This is a genomic window from Acinetobacter qingfengensis, assembly GCF_008693185.1.
GTDB lineage: Bacteria > Pseudomonadota > Gammaproteobacteria > Pseudomonadales > Moraxellaceae > Acinetobacter > Acinetobacter qingfengensis.
The window spans coordinates 119,028-139,659 of sequence record NZ_VXKN01000008.1 but is presented as its reverse complement, the minus strand read 5'-3'; the positions used below and the strand labels follow the sequence as shown (position 1 = coordinate 139,659).

The 20,632-nt window shown below is 36.8% G+C and carries 22 protein-coding genes and 2 tRNA genes; 10 read left to right on the top strand and 14 right to left on the bottom strand.

Going from position 1 to position 20,632, the window contains the following annotated elements; translation table 11 throughout:
- Window positions 1-25 precede the first annotated feature (25 nt).
- Window positions 26-385 carry a winged helix-turn-helix transcriptional regulator gene (locus F4V57_RS11130; protein ID WP_070069391.1) on the top strand — a complete coding sequence of 120 codons (360 nt, stop codon included), beginning with the start codon at window positions 26-28 and terminating at the stop codon, window positions 383-385.
- A gap of 231 nt (window positions 386-616) precedes the next feature.
- Here F4V57_RS11130 and fghA read toward each other — a convergent pair whose 3' ends face one another.
- From fghA to F4V57_RS11100, 6 genes are all read right to left on the bottom strand, one after another.
- Window positions 617-1,444, bottom strand: a complete 828-nt coding sequence (gene fghA, locus F4V57_RS11125; protein WP_070069390.1) for an S-formylglutathione hydrolase — start codon at window positions 1,442-1,444, stop codon at window positions 617-619.
- A 66-nt stretch (window positions 1,445-1,510) separates the two neighbouring features.
- Window positions 1,511-2,626, bottom strand: coding sequence for an S-(hydroxymethyl)glutathione dehydrogenase/class III alcohol dehydrogenase (locus F4V57_RS11120; protein WP_070069389.1), 1,116 nt, complete (start codon window positions 2,624-2,626; stop codon window positions 1,511-1,513).
- Between the two features lie 20 nt (window positions 2,627-2,646).
- A complete protein-coding gene (locus F4V57_RS11115) occupies window positions 2,647-2,922 on the bottom strand; it encodes a metal/formaldehyde-sensitive transcriptional repressor (protein ID WP_070069388.1) in 276 nt (91 codons plus the stop codon).
- Between the two features lie 455 nt (window positions 2,923-3,377).
- On the bottom strand, window positions 3,378-3,854 hold the full coding sequence (locus F4V57_RS11110; RefSeq protein ID WP_070069387.1) for an OmpA family protein: 477 nt from the start codon (window positions 3,852-3,854) through the stop codon (window positions 3,378-3,380).
- A 21-nt stretch (window positions 3,855-3,875) separates the two neighbouring features.
- The gene (locus F4V57_RS11105) at window positions 3,876-5,087 is read right to left on the bottom strand and encodes a sensor domain-containing diguanylate cyclase (RefSeq protein WP_070069386.1); all 1,212 of its coding nucleotides are present in this window, start codon (window positions 5,085-5,087) and stop codon (window positions 3,876-3,878) included.
- Window positions 5,088-5,089: 2 nt separating this feature from the next.
- Entirely contained in the window at window positions 5,090-5,596 is a 507-nt protein-coding gene (locus F4V57_RS11100; protein ID WP_070069385.1) for a YfiR family protein, read from the bottom strand.
- Window positions 5,597-5,840: 244 nt separating this feature from the next.
- Here F4V57_RS11100 and F4V57_RS11095 point away from each other — a divergent pair, with 244 nt between their 5' ends.
- The 3 genes from F4V57_RS11095 (at window position 5,841) to F4V57_RS11085 (ending at window position 8,427) form a co-directional block, all read left to right on the top strand.
- A complete protein-coding gene (locus F4V57_RS11095; protein ID WP_070069384.1) occupies window positions 5,841-6,200 on the top strand; it encodes a NirD/YgiW/YdeI family stress tolerance protein in 360 nt (119 codons plus the stop codon).
- Window positions 6,201-6,386: 186 nt separating this feature from the next.
- On the top strand, window positions 6,387-7,049 hold the full coding sequence (locus F4V57_RS11090; protein ID WP_070069383.1) for a response regulator transcription factor: 663 nt from the start codon (window positions 6,387-6,389) through the stop codon (window positions 7,047-7,049).
- 4 nt (window positions 7,050-7,053) lie between these two features.
- Window positions 7,054-8,427: a sensor histidine kinase gene (locus F4V57_RS11085; protein ID WP_070069382.1), complete on the top strand. Its 1,374-nt coding sequence runs from the start codon at window positions 7,054-7,056 to the stop codon at window positions 8,425-8,427.
- A 71-nt stretch (window positions 8,428-8,498) separates the two neighbouring features.
- Here the strand turns inward: F4V57_RS11085 and F4V57_RS11080 are convergent, their stop codons facing one another.
- Both F4V57_RS11080 and F4V57_RS11075 read right to left on the bottom strand, forming a co-directional pair.
- A complete protein-coding gene (locus F4V57_RS11080; RefSeq protein WP_070069381.1) occupies window positions 8,499-8,837 on the bottom strand; it encodes a hypothetical protein in 339 nt (112 codons plus the stop codon).
- Between the two features lie 73 nt (window positions 8,838-8,910).
- The gene (locus tag F4V57_RS11075; RefSeq protein WP_070069380.1) at window positions 8,911-9,240 is read right to left on the bottom strand and encodes a helix-turn-helix domain-containing protein; all 330 of its coding nucleotides are present in this window, start codon (window positions 9,238-9,240) and stop codon (window positions 8,911-8,913) included.
- Window positions 9,241-9,494: 254 nt separating this feature from the next.
- Here F4V57_RS11075 and F4V57_RS11070 point away from each other — a divergent pair, with 254 nt between their 5' ends.
- Window positions 9,495-9,689: a hypothetical protein gene (locus tag F4V57_RS11070; RefSeq protein WP_070069379.1), complete on the top strand. Its 195-nt coding sequence runs from the start codon at window positions 9,495-9,497 to the stop codon at window positions 9,687-9,689.
- Between the two features lie 89 nt (window positions 9,690-9,778).
- Here F4V57_RS11070 and F4V57_RS11065 read toward each other — a convergent pair.
- From F4V57_RS11065 to F4V57_RS11055, 3 genes are all read right to left on the bottom strand, one after another.
- Window positions 9,779-9,854: transfer RNA gene (locus F4V57_RS11065), tRNA-Glu, on the bottom strand.
- Between the two features lie 60 nt (window positions 9,855-9,914).
- Window positions 9,915-9,990: transfer RNA gene (locus F4V57_RS11060), tRNA-Glu, on the bottom strand.
- A 178-nt stretch (window positions 9,991-10,168) separates the two neighbouring features.
- Window positions 10,169-10,678, bottom strand: a complete 510-nt coding sequence (locus tag F4V57_RS11055; RefSeq protein ID WP_070069378.1) for an acyl-CoA thioesterase — start codon at window positions 10,676-10,678, stop codon at window positions 10,169-10,171.
- Between the two features lie 266 nt (window positions 10,679-10,944).
- Between F4V57_RS11055 and parC the strand changes: the two genes are divergently transcribed.
- Complete coding sequence (gene parC / locus F4V57_RS11050; RefSeq protein ID WP_070069377.1) at window positions 10,945-13,164, top strand: DNA topoisomerase IV subunit A; 2,220 nt, start codon at window positions 10,945-10,947, stop codon at window positions 13,162-13,164.
- Window positions 13,165-13,338: 174 nt separating this feature from the next.
- Complete coding sequence (locus tag F4V57_RS11045) at window positions 13,339-15,012, top strand: AMP-binding protein (protein ID WP_070069376.1); 1,674 nt, start codon at window positions 13,339-13,341, stop codon at window positions 15,010-15,012.
- A gap of 64 nt (window positions 15,013-15,076) precedes the next feature.
- Here F4V57_RS11045 and F4V57_RS11040 read toward each other — a convergent pair whose 3' ends face one another.
- Entirely contained in the window at window positions 15,077-15,463 is a 387-nt protein-coding gene (locus F4V57_RS11040; RefSeq protein WP_070069375.1) for a hypothetical protein, read from the bottom strand.
- Window positions 15,464-15,547: 84 nt separating this feature from the next.
- Between F4V57_RS11040 and F4V57_RS11035 the strand changes: the two genes are divergently transcribed.
- Window positions 15,548-15,943, top strand: coding sequence for an MAPEG family protein (locus F4V57_RS11035; RefSeq protein WP_070069374.1), 396 nt, complete (start codon window positions 15,548-15,550; stop codon window positions 15,941-15,943).
- A gap of 130 nt (window positions 15,944-16,073) precedes the next feature.
- On the top strand, window positions 16,074-16,601 hold the full coding sequence (gene ppa / locus F4V57_RS11030; protein ID WP_070069373.1) for an inorganic diphosphatase: 528 nt from the start codon (window positions 16,074-16,076) through the stop codon (window positions 16,599-16,601).
- Between the two features lie 69 nt (window positions 16,602-16,670).
- Here ppa and F4V57_RS11025 read toward each other — a convergent pair whose 3' ends face one another.
- Window positions 16,671-17,945 (bottom strand): OprD family porin, encoded by a 1,275-nt coding sequence (locus F4V57_RS11025; RefSeq protein WP_070069372.1) that lies wholly within the window; start codon window positions 17,943-17,945, stop codon window positions 16,671-16,673.
- 352 nt (window positions 17,946-18,297) lie between these two features.
- Here F4V57_RS11025 and F4V57_RS11020 point away from each other — a divergent pair, with 352 nt between their 5' ends.
- Entirely contained in the window at window positions 18,298-19,056 is a 759-nt protein-coding gene (locus tag F4V57_RS11020) for a TorF family putative porin (RefSeq protein WP_070069371.1), read from the top strand.
- A 58-nt stretch (window positions 19,057-19,114) separates the two neighbouring features.
- Here the strand turns inward: F4V57_RS11020 and F4V57_RS11015 are convergent, their stop codons facing one another.
- Window positions 19,115-20,599: a YifB family Mg chelatase-like AAA ATPase gene (locus F4V57_RS11015; RefSeq protein WP_070069370.1), complete on the bottom strand. Its 1,485-nt coding sequence runs from the start codon at window positions 20,597-20,599 to the stop codon at window positions 19,115-19,117.
- Window positions 20,600-20,632: the final 33 nt, after the last annotated feature.

The window sequence follows — 20,632 nt, the reverse complement described above, 5'->3', positions numbered from 1 at the left end:
GACTTGATAGTTGAGACAGGATAGAATGAGGGATAGAAAAAATAAGTGTAGTGTTGCCGTTAATGGCAAGACATATCCTTGTCCAATTAGTATGGCGATGGATCTTATTGGTGGAAAATGGAAGGGCGTGATTTTGTATTATCTCAAAGATGGTAAAAAACGTTTTAGTGAATTGAAAAATGACATGCCAGAAATTACCGAAATGACGTTAAGCTTACAGCTTAAAAAATTGGAAAAAAGCGGTTTTATTTTACGTACAGTGTATGGAGAAAAAGCACCGATTAAGGTGGTTTACCAATTAACCGAATTTGGTGAATCCTTTAAACCTGTTCTAGATACACTCTCAATCTGGGCACACAAGGTTGTGATGAATGCCGAAAATTAATATATGAATATGTCTGTATACAGGATTGTTAGACAGTAAACAGAATTTCAAAAAAATCCTTTTAGCAATGTTAATCAATTATTCAATAGTGAACAATTTTAAATTGTGATGAATTGATGTTAAAAAGAGCCTTTTGCGGCTCTTTTTTATTGACCATGATCAAGTTGAAATAGTAAGTATTTCTATATAGCCTTAATAATCAGTAGAATAAAGGATATTAAAGTGCATAGACTACTTTAGATACTGGGCATGAAATCTAATATGGTCTTCAATAAAACTGGCAATAAAATAGTAACTATGGTCATAGCCTGAGCGTAAATTCAATATCAGAGGATAATTCTGAATTTGAGCTGCTTGTTGTAATAATTGTGGTTTTAATTGTTCTTCAAGAAAGGGATCATCCTGTCCTTGATCAATTAAAATAGGCAATTGCTGTGATGTTTGTTGAATCAATGTGACAGCATCATAATTTCGCCATGTGTTTTGATCTGCACCCAAATAGGTTTGAAAAGCCTTTTGTCCCCATGGAACTTGCGTTGGTGCAACAATCGGAGCAAATGCAGAAATACTTTGATATTGTGCAGGATTCCTCAGCCCAATAATTAGTGCACCATGCCCACCCATAGAATGTCCAGCAATACTTTGTTTGCCATTGACTGGAAAATGACTATTGATCAGAGCAGGTAATTCTTCTGTAAGATAGCTATACATACGGAAATGATCTGCCCATGGCTGTTGCGTTGCATCAACATAAAAACCTGCGCCTTGCCCTAAATCATACGCTGCATCATTGGCAACATCTTCACCACGAGGACTGGTATCTGGTGCAACAAGAATGATTTGGTGTTCAGCAGCATATTTTTGTGCAGCAGCTTTGGTAATAAAGTTCTGCTCATTACAGGTTAAGCCTGATAACCAGTACAAAACAGGTAATTTTTCACCTTTTAAATGAGGTGGCAAATAAACTGCAAAATTCACAGTACAATTGAGTTGTTTGGATTGATGTTGATAGACTTCTTGCCAACCACCAAAACTGGCATGGTGTTCGATTCGTTCCATTCATTGATCCTCTTTAATATATAATTGAACAGCAAACAATGGTCTTGTTTGCTGCGTAATCAGGGTTTAATGATCAAAATGAATGACTGAGCGAATTGATTTTCCCTCATGCATCAAATCAAAAGCTTCATTGATGTGTTCAAGTCCCATGGTATGCGTTACAAAAGGTTCAAGCTGAATTTCACCTTTCATGGCATCTTCAACCATACCTGGCAATTGGCTACGACCTTTAACCCCACCAAATGCAGTGCCTAACCATTTACGCCCCGTTACAAGCTGGAAAGGGCGGGTTGAAATTTCCTGTCCTGAACCTGCTACACCAATAATCACAGATTGCCCCCAACCCCGATGCGCACATTCCAAAGCTGAACGCATGACGTTTACATTGCCAATGCATTCAAATGAGTGGTCAACTCCCCAGCCAGTCATTTCAACGATGACTTGTTGAATCGGTTGGTCATGATCTTTTGGATTAAGAAAATCTGTTGCACCAAACGATTTTGCTAGAGCAAATTTATCTGGATTTGTATCTACGACAATAATTCGGCTTGCTTTAGCCTGACGTGCACCTTGAACAACAGCCAGACCAATACCGCCTAAACCAAATACCGCAACAGTATCGCCTTCTTGTACTTTTGCGGTGTTATGTACTGCACCAATTCCGGTTGTGACACCACAACCGAGTAAGCAGACTTGTTCATGGTTGGCTTCAGGATTAATCTTTGCTAAAGATACTTCTGCAACAACAGTATATTCACTAAATGTTGAACATCCCATGTAATGATAGATGGGTTGACCTTCATAAGAAAATCGGGTTGTTCCATCTGGCATAATGCCTTTTCCTTGCGTGGCGCGAACAGCAGTACACAAATTGGTTTTACCAGATTGACAGAATAAGCATTTACCACATTCTGCGGTATAAAGTGGGATCACATGATCGCCCGGTTTTACACTGGTTACACCTTCACCGACCTCGATTACAATACCTGCTCCTTCATGTCCAAGAATTGCAGGAAAAACACCTTCTGGATCATCTCCTGATAAAGTGAAAGCATCAGTATGACAAACTCCAGTATGGGTAATTTTGATCAGTACCTCACCTTTTTTGGGTGGTGCAACATCGACTTCAACAATTTTTAAGGGTTCACCCGGGGCAAATGCAACAGCAGCACGTGATTTCATACGTTATTTCTCCTTGATCATTATTTCAAATACGATTTCAGAATTTTACTAATCTGAATTAATTCATCGCTACGCTGTAGTTCGGTCGATTCTCCAGAAACCAGCGTATCTTTCAGGTGTATCTCAAGTAATTCAGTCATTAAGCCATTTAATGCGCCACGAATGGCACAAATTTGCTGTAATACATCAGTACATGGTGAATCACTTTCTAAAGAACGTTCAATGGCTTGAACCTGCCCTTGGACTTTTCTAACACGAATTAGAATTTTCTTTTTGTCTTCAAGTGTTTTTGGCACGATATATCCTTACCATCTTATTTTTTCATCTTATACTCTACCCCAGTATAGTTAATTTTGCATTATTTTTTATTAAAAATATCTTTTGGATGAAAGACTAGCAATATCTAAAGCCTAATGAAAAATAGATGTTTTTTAACCATTATTTTGATTTTTCTATATGAAAAAATGATGTCGAATATTTTACAAAAGCGTGACTTAAGTGAATTGTGTGGATAATTTATGCGATGCTGTAAGTTTAAGCTTACATAATTTGGTGGTTTTATCTTCTTATACTGACTTTAATAAAAATCTATTATTACTTTCGTCAGGAAACAGGATGTTTCGAGAGATTGTGTAAGGATGCACAGGTATATGGATATACCACAGCATGATAGGATATTAGGCTGCTACTGAAATTTAAATAACCCTCAACAGGATGTTGAGGGTTATTTTCTTGCAGAATTAAAAAAAATTTAAGGAACCACAACAATAGATACTCGGCGATTTTTAGCACGATTGTCTTCAGTATCATTTTCATTTATTGGATTGGCTGAACCACGGCCTATAATTTGTAAATTGGCAGGTAAATAACCATTTGCAAGAAAATATTGTGATACATGTTCAGCACGTTGTTGTGATAAATTTAGATTATATTGCTCTGAGCCCACATTATCTGTATAGCCAAAGATTTTTAAGCGGTTCAAATTATATTTTTTAAGTTGTATGGCCAAGGTATTAAGTTGCCCCACATATTGAGGGTTAACATCTGCAACATTAAAATCAAATAATAAACGTTCTGGTAAACCGAGCATCCAGCCTTCTGATGTGAATTCAAAACCCTGTTTCTTAAGCATTTTGGCCTGTTGATAACTCAATCCACCCAGATTCATGCAGCCAACGAGAGTCAAACAGCATAAGCCTAGACCAATTGATTTTAAAATATAAAGCATGAAATAAATCCTCTTAAAAATTTAGACATCCTGATATAAACTCCATTGTGATTCTGAATTTTTTGCCTGATACATTGCTTGATCAGCTTGTGTAATCAGATCCTCTGGTGAATCAGCCTGTTTGGATAGAGCAATACCTACGCTAAAGCTAAAATCAATCGCATACCCATCATGAAATAAGGGATGATGGCTGGTTGTTAATAACGTTTCAGCAATATGAATAACATCTTTTTTTTGATAAATTGGAGATAGAATAATTGCGAATTCATCACCACCCAAACGCGCAATTAAATCATTTTCTCTTAAATTTTGTTTTAAACGATGAGCCATTTCGATTAAAACGGCATCACCAGCCAAATGGCCATATTGATCATTAATATCTTTAAATTTGTTATTATCAATAAAAAGTAATGCGGTATGGTCACGGAAATGCTCGTATTCAAAGATTTCCAGTAATTTTTGATAAAAGAAATTACGGTTTGCCAGACCCGTCAATGGATCGTGATTAGCTTGGATAGATAATTGTTGATTCTCATTTGTCAGATCATTATGTGAGTCTTGAATTTTAATTAATAGTTCATTAAAAACATCATTAAGTTTTTGGAATTCTTCAATTTTATTTTCTGGAAACCTTAAATTATAAGCTTTTTGCTTACTTACCAATTGTGCAGTATGCATAAGTGGATAGATAGATTGAATAATTTTTCGGTAAGTACGCCGAGTGATAAACCATAACGCAACCAACATAACAATCAGCGATAAAGCAATACTAAATAAAAATGTAAAAATAAATTGCAGGATTTTTTCTGAACTACCATAAATAACAATTTGCCCCACAGATTTTTGGTGAATGACATCAGAATGAATCGGTGTATTTAAAAAATATTGATCAAGTAAATATTGAACTTTGGGCAATAATTCAGGTGTTTTTTCACTATGGGCAATTAATTCATGTTGTGCATTAAAAACATAAATTCTCCGGATGGCATAATTATTAGTATTTTCATTGATAATTTGCTGAATAATTTTTTGATCATGAAAAACCAAAGCGGGTTGTAGACTGTCACCTAAAGTGTTTGCTACTAATTGTAGATTTTGATTGGCATAACTTTTCATCATATAAACAGATAATGGAAAAAACAAAATAGAAAAAATAAACAAAATTAATAGAATAGAGATTAATTGACTTTTCTTGAATAAATTTTTTAATGAAATAGGCTGATGATGAGTCATACTTACCCCGTATTTTTGGCAAGCAATAACACACGAGGATCAATATGAATTCCGGATTGTGTGAGCGAATCCAGATTGACATTGAAATAAAACTGACCAGTATGTTGATATAAACAGAAAATATTGCGACTTTCACAAAATGGATCATTTGATGTGAAAGATAATAATGGCTCTCGTGGATATTTATTAATCAGATTATTTTGATTTGATAATGGAATTGTATTGGAAAAATAAGCTGCCTGACAGGTTGATTTTAAAAAATTATTTTGATCAACAGCAATAATACGATAAGCATAACCTGAAAGTTTGGCATGTTTTTGAAAGTTTATTGTATCCGATTGACTGCCGACAATACAGAAAGTTGTCGCTGCTGAATTGGGAAATTCACTATAACTTAAAATTGATAAAGACAAAGCATAAAGGTTCTGATGTGCAGCTGATGCAGACGAAAACGCAGCAATATTGCACAAGAATAAAAAAATAAAGACGCGCTTAGAACCCGTTGTCATACCGATCTGAATTGCTATAATTTAAGTTAATTAGCATTATTTTAGCATATAGTGAAAATAGACACATATTTTGTCAGATGAAAATGGATTTGACACGGATAAAAGGAAAAAATATTTAGATAGACTGATTAAATCATTAAGATCGGCTTGTATTGGAAAATTACTGATTCTTAAGATTCACTTCAGCTTTGAATGATGTAATGCATATATCAACATAAGATGATGTAATTAAGGAGTTAGTTCAATGAAAAAAATGATTTTATCAATCGTATCAGCCGGTGCAATTTTTGTTGCAATGAATTCAGCGTATGCTACGCCAGTCAATCAGCAAGCAATTGCTGGAAAAGTTAGCAGCGTTCAACAAGTGAAAGCTTTAAAAGACGATACGATCGTACAATTAAAAGGCAAAATTGTACGTGATCTAGGCAATGAAAAATATGAATTTAAAGACCAGACAGGCAATATTGTTGTCGAGATTGATCATGAGCTTTGGCATGGAAAACCTTTGCACGCCAATCAACCAGTCACTTTAATTGGTGAAGTCGATGTTGAATATCAACCGCTCAAGAAAGTTGAAATTGATGTTCAACAATTGAAATTTTAAAGCTTTTGGTGTGCTTTATAAGCGCACCTTTTTATTTGTAGTGTGTTCTGGAATATCTTATATAAAAATATAAAGTCTGTTTTTAACAAACAAGTCGTATGACTGATATCAATACAACCTATAGTTGTGATTTGATGAAATGAACACTAATGTAGTGTTGAAAAATTCTAGAAACGGGTTAAATCTATGCGCATATTACTGGCTGAAGATGACACTTCATTAGGTGAAACCATTACATCGTGGTTAGAAATGGATGGCTATGTTGTGGATTGGGTCAAACGTGGTCAACAGGCATACAGCGCATTACAAAATTATAGTTATGGCTGCATATTATTAGATCGTGGATTGCCAGAGTTAACAGGTGATCAATTACTTGCATCCGTTAGACAGCAACAACTGCAAAGTCCAGTACTTATGATTACTGCTCGGGACAGTATCAAGGATCGGGTTGAAGGATTGGATCTTGGCGCTGATGATTATTTAGTAAAGCCATTTGATCTGGAAGAACTCTCCGCAAGAATTCGTGCAGCCGTGCGTAAATATACTGCACAAGCGCAACATTACCTTTGCTGGAGAGAAGTTGAGCTTGATCCAGTGGCAAAAACTGTAAGCTATCAGAAGCAACAACTTAATCTTACTGCTCGAGAATATGTGGTGTTGTATAAATTATTACGTCATCCACAACATATTGTTTCTAAAGAGCAACTTGAAGACGAATTGTACGGATGGGGAGAAGAAATTGAAAGCAATGCCATTGAAGTGTATATCTATAACTTGCGTAAAAAAATTAGCCCAGATTTCATTCGCACTATCCGGCGTCAAGGGTACACATTAAGTACACTGGAATAAATATATGTCAAACCCTACGCAATCAGAATTACACAAGTTTTCATTGCAAAAACGGCTAATGATGAACACCCTCATTACTAGTGTGATTTCAGGTATCTTAAGTTTATTTATTGTTATTGGTGTGATTGGTTACGATACACATGAATTATTTGATGATGTTTTGGAAGAAAATGCCAAACTTTTACTGCAAGGGCAAAATATTGCAGATCATCAGATGAAATATCATCTGGACGAATATAATGAAGAACTAGAGCTAGATTATCAAATGATGAATGCGCAGGGCATAATTGTGCATAAAAGTCCTCATGCTCCAATCCATCCTCTAATTACAAATAGCCGTGATGATCAATTCTATAATATTCGATATCAGAACCAGTGGTGGCGAGTCTATGTTGCAGTCCAACCAAATTCACAAATGCAGGTTCAAATTGCTCAGCCGTGGGAACAGCGCTATGAACATTTACTTCCCGCCATCGGTCATTTTATCTGGTTAATGTTGCTGTTATGGATTCTGTTATTACTTGGTACATGGTTATCCATTCGTCGTGGCATTAAAGCACTCAATCAAATCGGTGAACAAATCTCTAAAAAAAATGTACAGGATTTATCTCCTGTAGTACCAATAGAAGTTATGACAGAAATGCAGCCTGTAGTGGATTCAATTAATCGGCTATTACAACATTTACAGCAGGCAATTGCAGCAGAGCAACAATTTACAGCTGATGCCGCACATGAATTAAGAACGCCTCTGGCTGCGATTCAAATGAAGCTACAGTTGCTACAACGCAAACATCAGTTATTTTTACAGCCTATTCAACCTGAATTAGAACAGTTAAAAGCAGATGTCAAACGTAGTACCGCAGTTGTCGAAAATTTATTATTACTTGCAAGACTAGATCCACAACAGAGCTATAGCCTGCCTAAAACAACATTTTCTGTCATGGAATTATTGAATGAACTACAGCGTGACATTGAACCGGCAATAAAAAGCAAACAGATGCAATGGTTGGTAGAATGGCATATCCATACAGAACATGCCTTAACCGCCAATAAAGAACTTTGTTTTACAGCATTACGTAATGTATTAGATAATGCTGTACGTTACAGTTACGCTTCTGGCAAAATTTTGTTCAAAGTTGAATTGGATGCACATTATTATTATTTTATCGTTCAGGATGAAGGTATTGGTGTGGATGTGATGCAACAACAACAATTAACACAGCGTTTTTATCGCATACTTGGGACAGAGCAACAAGGATCTGGTTTAGGGTTATCCATCGTTCAGCGTATTGTTGATTTACATCAAGGTGAATTAAGTTTTATTTCCGGTTTAACACCAGTACAAGGTTTAGGTGTTTGTATCAAATTACCCCGATAAATGCTTAAAATAGCGACAAGTTTGTGGATAACTTCTGATTTACCCACAAACTAAAGTCATCAATATATATTTTATGAATTTTGCCAATCATGATTACATTGACGGCATTTCCAGTGTTTTTGTGCGCGCATAAAAGTTTGCATACTTTGTTTAAATTTTGGTAATGCTTTCCAGAACATAAAACCAGAGGCAATAAAAATCAGAAAACTGGCAATAGTTGCAAGTTGTAATAATAGCCCCATTTTTTTATCCAGAACCAAAAATGCCAGACTAATCGACACAAATAGTAATAGAAATAAAACACTAGGCACCAAAATGGCTAGACTTTTTGGAATTTCCGGGCGAACACTATTGCTACTGGCTACAGGCATAATTTTAGGGCTTTGACACTTTGGACAACGATAACTCATAAAGGTAAATCTCAAAAATAAACAATATTTGCAAATATTAATGGGGCAAATTTCATTAAAACTCAAGTCGGCTTTACTGCGGATGGGTTTGTTTTAATGTTCTGGCAAATAATAATAATTTCTCCTGATCTTCTGGATTTAACTCATAAAAGATTTGATTTAACTCTGCTAACTCATCATCAGGAGCATAAAAATAAGAAAGAGGGACGTTTAAAACCTGTGCAAGACGTTCTGCTGTATTGGGCTCAATGGCATGAATACCATTTTCATACCGACTAATACGTGTACTGGCACACGATTCATCTAGGCCAATAGCTACGCCTAGTGCTTCTAAAGTCATTTTTCGTAACTTACGGGTTGATTTAAGCCTTCTGCAAAGGATTGTTTTTGCATCTTCAAGCATCACATTTAATTTCTTGATTTAAAAAATACGAAATTCGTATATTTCCTATTGTTATTTTTTACGAAAAACGTAAAATTACGAAATTCGTAGAAAATGTATGGGTGAAAACTAAAGCTTGATGATCATTAGCGATTCATGGAAAGAAACAGATTGTTGAACAGTCGATTGTCACAAGGCTGTAGATAAGTATCTAGAGTGGATTGGTATTCAATCAGTAAATATTTTGACAAAGTAATTATGGAAGGAATGTGGGGATGTATGAAGATGGTTCTATTTTGGAATTAATACTAAAAATTATTTTTCTTTTGATAATTTGTGCAGGCTTAGTTGCTATAGGATTATCCATTTATTATCTTGATTTTTATTTTTTAGTGATTGGCTTTTTATTGTTTCTTGCAGGATTCTTTTTTAAGAAGGAGTTTCATCTTAAATTTAGAAAGGATGTTTAGAAGTGTCATGTTTGATGAAAATAATGATACCTTTTAAAATTCTGAAATAAAAAAGCCACTATCTTAATCTGCAGTGGCTTTTCTGAATTTGGCGTCCCTACGGGGATTCGAACCCCGGTTACCGCCGTGAAAGGGCGATGTCCTAGGCCTCTAGACGATAGGGACAAATATTTGAGGCTGTTCAACTGATTGATTCAATCACTTTAAAGTAATAAAAATTTAAAGTGGCGTCCCTACGGGGATTCGAACCCCGGTTACCGCCGTGAAAGGGCGATGTCCTAGGCCTCTAGACGATAGGGACGCTAATGAACAAGTTATTTACTAGCTTGTCCAGAACGAGGTGCATTGTAATGGCAGTTTGTAGTGGATGCAAATCTTTTTCTATAAAAAATGATGTAATTGCATTTTTTTTATACATTTTCAAGGAATTAAAAAAAATGTGGCGAATAACTCGCCACAAATAAATATTTTTAAAGGAATTATTCCTTAAAAATGCTACAGGACTGGCGAGTATTTTGTTGTTCCAACCGAGATTTTTTGCGTTGTTCTGCAGCCTGAAAACGGCATCGTTTTAAATCTGTATCTAAAACCAGTGGTTGAATGGCAGTTGGTTTACGAGTTTCGTCTACTGCAATCATGGTGAAATAGCAACTGTTGGTATGGCGGATTGTGCGTTTTTGGATATTTTGTGCTTCAACCCGAATACCAATTTCCATGGAGGAGGTTCCCACATGATTCACACATGCTAGAAATGTGACCAGTTCACCTACATGAATCGGTTCCTTAAATAGAACTTTATCAACAGATAAGGTAACAACATAGCTACCTGAGTAGCGACTGGCACAGGCGAAAGCCACCTGATCCAGTAATTTAAGAATTGTCCCACCATGGACATTGCCCGCAAAGTTTGCCATATCAGGGGTCATCAATACGGACATCGATAACTCAGTTTGTTCAGTAGCTTGAGTTAAGGGATCAAGAGGAGTCATGAGTTCCTTCTAACTAGAGTGTATGAAAAAGACGCATTATTATAAAATGATTTACGACTTTTGGTGTATATAAAAATTCCTTATTTTTTGCTAGTCAGTGATTGATCATGTCAGATTGCCTGTTTTTTATAGGTAGATGGTTATAAAGTTGCAATTTATAAAAATAATATGCTGGGAATTTGTGATTCTGACTTGCCCAAATCTATGATGCCACTTAGCATAGCATGAGATTTACCAATTAAAAATTCAGGAATAATGACTGTACTATGAGTAGCCTAGCGCACCATGCAACTGAAAATCGATCTGTTGCAGAATTTACTGAACAAGCCTATCTCAATTATGCCATGTACGTCATCATGGATCGTGCTTTACCACATATTAGTGATGGTTTGAAACCGGTACAACGTCGTATCGTATATGCAATGAGTGAGTTGGGTTTAAAAAGTACAGGAAAACCCAAAAAATCTGCGCGTACAGTAGGGGATGTATTAGGTAAATATCATCCGCATGGAGACAGTGCCTGTTATGAAGCAATGGTGTTAATGGCACAGCCATTTAGTTATCGCTATCCATTTATTGAAGGTCAAGGTAACTGGGGATCGCCTGATGATCCCAAATCGTTTGCCGCGATGCGTTATACCGAAGCGAAACTTTCGGCATTCAGTGAATTATTGCTTAGTGAACTTGGGCAAGGTACATGCGAGTGGCAGGATAACTTTGATGGAAGTTTAAAAGAGCCACTGACCTTACCTGCACGTGTACCGAATATTTTGTTAAATGGTACAACAGGCATTGCTGTTGGAATGGCAACTGATATTCCACCACATAATTTACGTGAAGTGGTCAAAGGCACAGTTGCGTTGATTAAAAATTCGAATCTGACGGATGAAAAATTACAAGAATATATTCCTGCACCAGATTTACCGACTTATGCAGAGATTATTACACCGCAAGACGAAATTTTGAAAATCCAAACAACAGGACGTGGTAGTTACCGCATGCGTGCGGTATATAAAGTTGAAAAAAATGAAATCATTATCGAGCATTTGCCTTATCAGGTTTCAGGTTCGAAGGTGATCACCCAGATTGCAGATCAGATGCTGGCTAAAAAGCTACCTTTTGTGACCGACCTACGAGATGAATCCGATCATAAAAACCCAACGCGGTTGGTGATTGTACTGCGCTCCAATCGAATAGATGCTGATGCCATCATGAGCCATTTATTTGCAACCACAGATTTGGAAAGTAGCTATCGTGTCAATTTAAATATGATTGGGGCAGATGGTCGCCCACAGGTCAAATCTATCCGTAAGATCCTGTTGGAATGGATTGAGATTCGTACTCAAACCATCACCAATCGGTTGACCTTTCATCTGAATAAAATTGAGAAACGTTTACATATTCTGGCGGGTTTGCTGATTGCTTATCTAGATATTGATACAGTAATTAAAATTATTCGCGAAGAAGATCATCCCAAATCAGTATTGATGTCACATTTTGGAATTGATGAAATTCAAGCTGAAGCCATTCTTGAGCTAAAATTACGTCATTTAGCCAAACTGGAAGAGATGGAAATTCGTAAGGAGCAGGATGAATTAGCTGTTCGAGCAGCCATCATTCGTGAACAACTCAATAATCCTGAATCATTGAAAAAACTGATGATTTCAGAATTAAATGAAGATGCCAAAAAGTTTGGTGATGATCGGCGCTCTCCAATCGTACATCGTAAGGAAGCTGTTCAAATCAAGGAATCGGATTTTATTCCAGCGGAAACGGTAACAGTTGTTCTTTCTGAGGCTGGCTGGGTCAGAATGGCCAAAGGTGAAATTGATGCAACACAATTAAACTATCGTGCCAGTGATCAGTACCTGGATTCATGTATTGGAAAAACTAACCAACGCGTGTATTTCCTTGACCAAACTGGGCGTAGTTATGCATTGGCTGCTAATGGATTACCATCTGCGCGTGGACAGGGTGAACCATTGACATCCAAATTAAATCCGGCTTCGGGTGTGTCTTTTATTCAAGTCATTATGGGTGAGGATGAACAAAGTATTATCAGTTTAAGTTCACAAGGATATGGCTTTAAAACGCAATTAAAACAACTTGATACTGCTGCTAAAGCGGGTAAAACTTTTCTAACCGTTGCAACTGGTTTCAAAGCATTACCTGTAATATTCAATCCACAAAAAAGCCATCTTGCTTTATTAACACGGCAGGGGCGATTATTGGTGATTGATCAGGAACAATTGCCTGAATTGAGTAAAGGCAAGGGTAACAAGATGATACAACTTGAAAATGATGATGAACTAATCAGTCATATTGCACTCAATCTTGAGCAAGATGTGTTAAAAATACTGGTAGGAACTCGTGTGTTGACATTAAAAGGTCAGGATTTAAAACCTTATCATGGAAAGAAAGCAACGAAAGGGAAGCTTTTGCCACGAGGGTATCAAAAAGCACATGGAATGTTACTTGAACTCTGATTGATAATCGGTATAGTCAGTGGTTAAGTAATTATTTTTTATAAAATAGTGGATAAGATGTCTTTGACCAATAACAAAGATAAACTCATCGACTTATCGTAAAGATAGAAATCAATGGTTCGGGTAGATCAATGGTATACTCGAACTATTATAACAAGTGGAGTAGTAGGTATTATGGATAAAGTTTGGCTCAAGACTTACGAAAAATATGCAATACCGAAAGACATTAGCTTGCCTGCTGAAAATACATCTTTAATTGATGTTTTTGAAGAAAATTTTAAAAAATATGGTTCCCGTGAAGCCTTTTTGTTCATGGATAAAGTGCTAACTTTTGCTGAATTAGAAACTTATAGCCTGAAATTTGCAGCGTACCTACAAAGCCTGAATTTACCAAAAGGTTCACGGGTTGCAGTAATGATGCCCAATGTTTTTCAATATCCAATTGTGGCCTTAGCTGTCTTTCGGGCAGGATTAGTTTTGGTCAATGTCAATCCACTTTATACTGCACGTGAATTAGAACATCAACTTAATGATTCTGGTGCTGAAGTCTTAATTATTGTCGAAAACTTTGCACATGTTTATCAGGCAATTCTGGGTAAAACAACTGTTAAGCATGTTGTCGTTACAGGTGTTGGCGACATGCTTGGGCTGATTAAAGGCTCAATTGTCAATTTTGTTCTGCGTAAAGTACGTAAACAGGTTCCAGATTGGCATATTTCTGAACATATTGGCTTTAAAGAAGCATTAAACAAAATTTCTCCCCATAAATATCAGCGTCCAAATATCAACTTAAGTGATACGGCGGTTTTACAATATACTGGCGGAACAACTGGAATTTCCAAAGGTGCCGAACTGACACATCGTAACTTGATCGCTAATATGCTACAGGTTGATGTGATCTTTTCCACCAAGTTTGGACAAGGTGCGGCAAAAGAAGGGGAACGTATTGTATGTGCGTTACCACTTTATCATATTTTTGCTTTTACAGTTTGTGCACTTTACGGTATGTATCGTGGTTCAACCAATATTTTAATTCCCAACCCACGTGATTTACCGGCTGTTATTGGCGAATTGCGTAAATACAAGCCAGCATTTTTCCCAGCAGTCAACACGCTTTTTAATGCATTGGTACACAATGAAGAATTTAAAAAACTTGATCACAGTAATTTAAAAATTGCGATTGGTGGTGGTATGGCTGTATTACCATCTACGGCAGAACTATGGAAACAAGTGACAGGTTCTAATATTATTGAAGGTTATGGATTATCTGAAACTTCTCCACTAGCATCAGTTAATCCACCTGCCAATCTTGAATTTACCGGTACGATTGGTGTTCCTGCACCTTCAACAGATATGGCCATTTTGGATGATGATGGGGCAGAAGTGCCTTTGGGTGAACAGGGAGAAATCTGTGTTCGTGGTCCACAAGTCATGAAAGGCTATTGGAACCGTCCTGATGAAACTGAAAAGGTGATGACCAAAGATGGTTTTTTCCGTACAGGTGATATTGGTATCATGGATCAAAATGGTTACATAAAAATTGTCGACCGTAAAAAAGATATGATTCTGGTATCAGGCTTTAATGTGTATCCGAGTGAAATTGAGGAAGTTGTTGCAAAACATCCAAAAGTTCTTGAGGTTGCAGTCATTGGTGTTAAAGATGACAAATCAGGTGAAGCACCGAAAATGTTTATCGTTAAAAAAGACCCAAGTTTAACATCAGAAGAAATTCTGGCTTATGCAAAAGCCAATTTAACTGGTTATAAACGTCCACGTTATGTTGAATTTCTGGATGAATTACCAAAATCCAATGTTGGAAAAATTTTGCGTAAAGATTTACGTAAATAATATATTGGGTGTGTAGAACAGAAAAGCAGGCAGTACTCATAACTGGCTGCTTTTTTTATTATATTTAGGTTTTATTCAACATGGCACGATCTGCAAAGTTACGACCTAAACCAATGATGGTAATAAACAGCAACATGAGTAACTGGCGTTTTAAGCCACTACTATTGAGTTGATACTGGTAGCTTAGATAATTATCAATCAAACAATAAATAAGTGTAAGAACCAATACAAGGCTCAAATTTTTTTGTTTAATTCCTACCAAGATAAATGCTGTACTCAGCACGATAAAGCTAAACAAGGTTGACCAAATATTATAATTTGCCACGATCATGCTGATCAGTAAGGCCAGAGTAGGTAGAACTACCCAGAGAATACGATTGAGTTCATGGATGTTTTTCTGTCGTTTTTCAAGTGCTTGCTGGAGTTCTCGGTCTGGATCGGGGTGACTCATGAAAGCTTCCTATTCAAAAATGTCTGATCTTTAGCCTAAGCATGTTATCATGGCTGGCCTCTAATTTTCTTAGGATTTGTTCAGGTGCATAGCCTAAATATCATTATCTTGATTATCCTGGCAGCATGTCTTTTGCCTTATATTTTTGCATTTATTGCTCGTCTGCGTTCAGGCTATAAACGTCATTTACATGGTAGCCCGAGAGAATATTTAGCAACACAAACTGGGCTTGTAGCTCGTGCAAATGCAGTGCAGCAAAATAGTTTTGAAGGTTTGCCATTGTTTATTGCTGCCATGTTAATGGCAGATTATTTGGTTGTACCAGATTATTTTTCAATTATGCTTGGCAGTGTTTATATTCTTTTACGTATTTTGTACGGTATTAGTTATCTGTGTAATGCACATCTTATACGTTCTATTTTATGGGTATTGGCTACATTATGTCCAATTATTCTGCTGTGGATGTGTATTAGGTTTTAATCCTAAGCAGTTAATTCTGAATTATAGAGTAATGCTGTAATTTTTTATAAATTTGCTCTTATAATACATGCCAGAGTATAACGATCTAGGTTATCATCGCAACGATTTCAGGTTATTTAAGAGTATTGCTATGAGTTACAACAATATCCCGGCCGGTAAAGATGCACCAAATGACATTTATGTAGTCATTGAAATTCCAGCAAATGCTGCACCGATTAAATATGAAGTAGATAAAGATTCTGACGCTTTATTCGTAGATCGTTTTATGGCGACAGCAATGTTCTATCCTGCAAACTATGGTTATGTGCCAAATACTTTATCTGAAGATGGTGATCCATTGGATGTATTGGTTGTGACACCTTATCCGGTAGAGCCAGGTTCAGTGATTCGTTGTCGCCCTGTTGGCAAGTTGAATATGGAAGATGACGGTGGTATTGATGCAAAACTGGTTGCGGTACCACATGAAAAACTAACACCTTTATATAAAGATGTAAAAGAATATACAGATTTACCAGCTTTATTGATTAACCAGATTGAACATTTTTTTGCACACTACAAAGATTTAGAACCAGGCAAATGGGTTAAAATTAGTGGTTGGGAAAATGCTGAGGTTGCTAAAGCTGAAGTATTAAAAGCCATTGAAGCAGCAAAAAAATAAATTTTAATTTTTGTATAAAAAAACCTGCATGTTGAAATGCAGGTTTTTTTATGGTGATTAACTTTTTAATCAGAAAAATTTAATCGGGAAATCTACGAAGATACGAGTTTCATTGATTTCACCATAAGCATTTGCACCAGCTACACTGTCACGCAAGATAGAATGACGTGCACGGACGCTAAGATTTTTGGCAAAACCACTTTGTACGGTATAACTGACCTGATTAAAAAATTCGTGTTCTTTGGCATTGGTGTCATTAGAGACTTGATTAATTAAGTCAATATCCCAACCATAAACATACGCAGTGGTCCATTTTAGACCAGGAACATTAAATGCACCAAAATCAAGCGTATACTGTAATTGTACAGATTTTTCATCTTTGCTGTTAAAATCAGAAAGGTATGAGTTCGGTAGATAAATGGACTGACCACCATCTGCATTGCTACCATAATCGTAACCGATACCACCAGTATTTTGCTGATATGCAGCCATTAAAGTATGCGGGCCTTGGTTATACGTTCCTGATACTGCCCAGATATAGTTATTTTTATCTTCTGTCAGGTTGCCCATAAAGTAGGTTGATGCACCTTTTTCAAACTTGCTTGCATAACCACTGAAATCATAGGTCAAAGATGCATCATTTGCTAAAGCTTGTTTAAAATTGGTATTAACATAATGGCGTTGTAACTTATCTTTGATATCTGCGCCATAATATGATGCATTCAGTTGATCATTAATTTTGTATTTGGCACCCCAGACAACTGCCCGATCCAACCCATTTTTGTCTGAAGAAATTTGATCTGGTTGCTGATTTTTAGTGAATTTACCTGCAACTAATTCTAAATTATCAATTTCATGGCTGGTGACCAGTACACCTGTAAAGTATTCGGGTACATTACGTGTAGTCATGCTGGCCAGTACAGGTAAATCAAGAACCTGTGTACCATATTTTACTGTTGTGTTAGAGATACGGGCCTTTACTGCGCCACCGCCACGTGTCCACTGGTCATACGGTGTACCATCATTATGGTGTGCAATCATATTATTGCCAGAATGTTGGTTATCACCTAGTTTGAAAGAGAAATCTCCTATGACATCAACACCAAAGCCAATTGTGCCTTGGGTGAAGCCAGATTCTGCTTTTAGCATTACAGATTGAACCCATGAATTGGTATCAGCTAAACCATTTTTTTTATCACGTTGGAGAAAGCCATTACGCAATAGTACGGAACCTGAGGCATCGTCAATAAATCCCTTTGATTCACTTTGCTCGCTGGCAAACGCGGTTGAAATCAGTGCAGCGTTGATCACGAATGCCAATGCAAGCTTTTGTGTTTTAAACATTTATATCCCCTAAATAGATACCTGAACGATTTGTTATTCGTAACTAATGACTCATAAAGAGTTACTTAACAAATTGAAACGGTACTCTATAATAAAATGGTCATTTATATCAAATTTATTTCATTTGCGTGACATTTTTTAGGCAAACATAATAATTTAGCCTAAAAATAGCTTAAAATTAAGTCAAAATATAGTTTTTGCTGATGAATTAATGATTAATAATAAGAAAACTTGATAAAATCAATATAATGCCAATGAATAAGTTGTAAAAATATCGGCTTTTAATTTTGTTGGCATATATATTGCTTTTTAGCTTTGAGTCCAAAATACTTCAATTGGTGGAGAATTTCCAATGATCAAAAAAACATTTCTTTTGGCTGCAATTTCATTAGTATCTGGGGCAACTTTTGCGGCAGATAATGGATTGGATCAATATGGATTAAGCCTAAGCGGTAGCGTAGCCTTAACTTCTGATTATCGTTTTCGTGGCATAACTCAGGCCGAAAATGATCCGGCAATTCAGGGAAGCTTTACTCTAGCACATAATTCGGGGTTATATTTTTCAGCTTTTGCTTCAAATGTCAAAGTTGGAAATGCCAGTATGGAACTTGACCCGCAGATTGGTTATACAACACCATTACAATTAGGTTCAATTAAACCTACACTTGATGTGGGTGTGGTTTACTATAACTATCCTAGCGAAAGTGATGCAAATTCACCAGAATTTTATGGCAAATTAACTTTTGCCGATGTATTGGCATCGGGGGATAGCTTATTAACCAACGTCAATTACACACCTGATTTCTGGGGTAAAGAAGGCCCTAATGGATGGAATTTTACCTTAGGATATTCTGTACCATTTGCTGATACTGGATTTGGTGGTGTGGCAAGTGTTGGGTACACCAAGGTTGATGAAGATGATTTCTTCGGTGGTGGTAATGATGATTATGTGGACTGGAAAGTGGGCGTAAATTATAACGTTAAATCTGTTGAAGGTTTAACTGCTGAATTGGCTGCTGTAGGCACCAATATTGATACAGATGGTATGACAAGTTCTGAAAAAAGAGCTGTTGATACTGGTGCAGTGTTTACGCTAACCAAAACATTCTAAATTGTCGTAAAGATCATTATTAAATCAAAAAGCAGGACAATTTGTCCTGCTTTTTGATTTACATGACTGGTCGATAAGAAAGAGCTTCACTGATATGCAAGGCAGAAACCTGATCACTATCAGCCAGATCTGCAATGGTTCGAGCCACTCGTAATATACGATGGTAAGCGCGAGCAGAAAGTTGTAATTTTTGTTGTGCGACAGACAGAATATTTTGACTAGTTTGATCTAGGGTGAGAATCTGATCAAGTTGCTGAGGCGTCAACGCATGATTAAGCTGCTTTTGTCGCTGTAATTGGCGTTGATGAGCAATCATTACTCGTGCTTTGACGGATGCAGAACTTTCACCAGATTGCTGTTGCTGTAATTCCTGAACAGAAACTGGAGGGACTTCAATATGCAAGTCAATGCGGTCAAGTAATGGCCCAGACAAGCGATTTTTATAACGTTTAATGGCTTCTGTAGAGCATTCGCAGCGCTGATCCTGATGAAAAGCATAACCACAAGGGCAAGGATTCATTGCTGCAATCAATTGAAAATTTGCAGGAAAACAAATTTGTCTGGATGCTCTTGAGATGACAACTTCTTTGGATTCGAGAGGCTGCCTTAATACTTCCAAAACTTTTCGATCAAATTCAGGTAATTCGTCCAGAAATAAAACACCTAAATGTGCTAAGGTGATTTCACCGGGTTTAGGTTGTGAGCCCCCACCAACTAATGCCACAGCCGAAGCTGTATGATGTGGGGCACGAAAGGGGCGTAAACCAAATTGATAGCTATGATTACTAATTGAATAAATACTGGCAACTTCAAGACTTTGTTCGTCGGATAAAGGCGGTAAAATACTTGGTAATCGAGAAGCCAGTAAAGTTTTTCCAGTTCCCGGTGGGCCAACAAATAATAGGGAGTGACCACCTGCCGCAGCAATTTCCAAACCACGTCGAGCTTTGAGCTGTCCTTTAACATCAGCAAGATCTGGAAATATCTGATTTGGATAGGTTGTGGTTTTATACTGGGTAAGAGGTAAAATTTGCTCATTAGCAAGATGCTGACATACCTGCTTTAAACTTTCAGCGGCAAACACATTTAACTGTTGAATACATGCAGCATCATTGGCATTCGCTGTTGGTACAATCAGTTGGTGGGTAGCAATTTTACAGGCATGAGCAATACTTAAAATCCCTGAAATATGACGTAATTGGCCATCTAGAGCCAACTCACCCACAAATTCATATTGATCAGCAAGATTTTCTGAAATTTGACCGGATGCAATCAAAATTCCAACTGCAATAGCTAAATCTAATCGCGAACCATCTTTAGGCAGATCTGCCGGTGCCAGATTAATGGTCAGACGTTTATTGGGAAATTGGAAACCGCTATTGATTATGGCAGAACGTACCCGATCTTTACTTTCTCTGACGGCTGCTTCTGGTAAACCAACAATAGTTAACGCTGGTAGTCCCTGGCTTAAATGAACTTCTACTTCAATTAATGGTGCATGTAGACCTAATACACTACGAGAATAAACTTTTGCAAAACTCATGTTGCCCCACTTTGGTGCTTTTTTTGGTTCTTT

Excerpts from the sequence above, each read along its gene's own strand:
- F4V57_RS11130 (WP_070069391.1), top strand. The coding sequence starts at position 26 with ATGAGGGATAGAAAAAATAAGTGTAGTGTTGCCGTTAATGGCAAGACA.
- fghA (WP_070069390.1), bottom strand. The coding sequence starts at position 1,444 with ATGGAACGAATCGAACACCATGCCAGTTTTGGTGGTTGGCAAGAAGTC.
- F4V57_RS11120 (WP_070069389.1), bottom strand. The coding sequence starts at position 2,626 with ATGAAATCACGTGCTGCTGTTGCATTTGCCCCGGGTGAACCCTTAAAA.
- F4V57_RS11110 (WP_070069387.1), bottom strand. The coding sequence starts at position 3,854 with ATGCTTTATATTTTAAAATCAATTGGTCTAGGCTTATGCTGTTTGACT.
- F4V57_RS11105 (WP_070069386.1), bottom strand. The coding sequence starts at position 5,087 with ATGACTCATCATCAGCCTATTTCATTAAAAAATTTATTCAAGAAAAGT.
- F4V57_RS11100 (WP_070069385.1), bottom strand. The coding sequence starts at position 5,596 with ATGACAACGGGTTCTAAGCGCGTCTTTATTTTTTTATTCTTGTGCAAT.
- F4V57_RS11095 (WP_070069384.1), top strand. The coding sequence starts at position 5,841 with ATGAAAAAAATGATTTTATCAATCGTATCAGCCGGTGCAATTTTTGTT.
- F4V57_RS11090 (WP_070069383.1), top strand. The coding sequence starts at position 6,387 with ATGCGCATATTACTGGCTGAAGATGACACTTCATTAGGTGAAACCATT.
- F4V57_RS11085 (WP_070069382.1), top strand. The coding sequence starts at position 7,054 with ATGTCAAACCCTACGCAATCAGAATTACACAAGTTTTCATTGCAAAAA.
- F4V57_RS11080 (WP_070069381.1), bottom strand. The coding sequence starts at position 8,837 with ATGAGTTATCGTTGTCCAAAGTGTCAAAGCCCTAAAATTATGCCTGTA.
- F4V57_RS11075 (WP_070069380.1), bottom strand. The coding sequence starts at position 9,240 with ATGCTTGAAGATGCAAAAACAATCCTTTGCAGAAGGCTTAAATCAACC.
- F4V57_RS11070 (WP_070069379.1), top strand. The coding sequence starts at position 9,495 with ATGTATGAAGATGGTTCTATTTTGGAATTAATACTAAAAATTATTTTT.
- F4V57_RS11055 (WP_070069378.1), bottom strand. The coding sequence starts at position 10,678 with ATGACTCCTCTTGATCCCTTAACTCAAGCTACTGAACAAACTGAGTTA.
- parC (WP_070069377.1), top strand. The coding sequence starts at position 10,945 with ATGAGTAGCCTAGCGCACCATGCAACTGAAAATCGATCTGTTGCAGAA.
- F4V57_RS11045 (WP_070069376.1), top strand. The coding sequence starts at position 13,339 with ATGGATAAAGTTTGGCTCAAGACTTACGAAAAATATGCAATACCGAAA.
- F4V57_RS11040 (WP_070069375.1), bottom strand. The coding sequence starts at position 15,463 with ATGAGTCACCCCGATCCAGACCGAGAACTCCAGCAAGCACTTGAAAAA.
- ppa (WP_070069373.1), top strand. The coding sequence starts at position 16,074 with ATGAGTTACAACAATATCCCGGCCGGTAAAGATGCACCAAATGACATT.
- F4V57_RS11025 (WP_070069372.1), bottom strand. The coding sequence starts at position 17,945 with ATGTTTAAAACACAAAAGCTTGCATTGGCATTCGTGATCAACGCTGCA.
- F4V57_RS11020 (WP_070069371.1), top strand. The coding sequence starts at position 18,298 with ATGATCAAAAAAACATTTCTTTTGGCTGCAATTTCATTAGTATCTGGG.
- F4V57_RS11015 (WP_070069370.1), bottom strand. The coding sequence starts at position 20,599 with ATGAGTTTTGCAAAAGTTTATTCTCGTAGTGTATTAGGTCTACATGCA.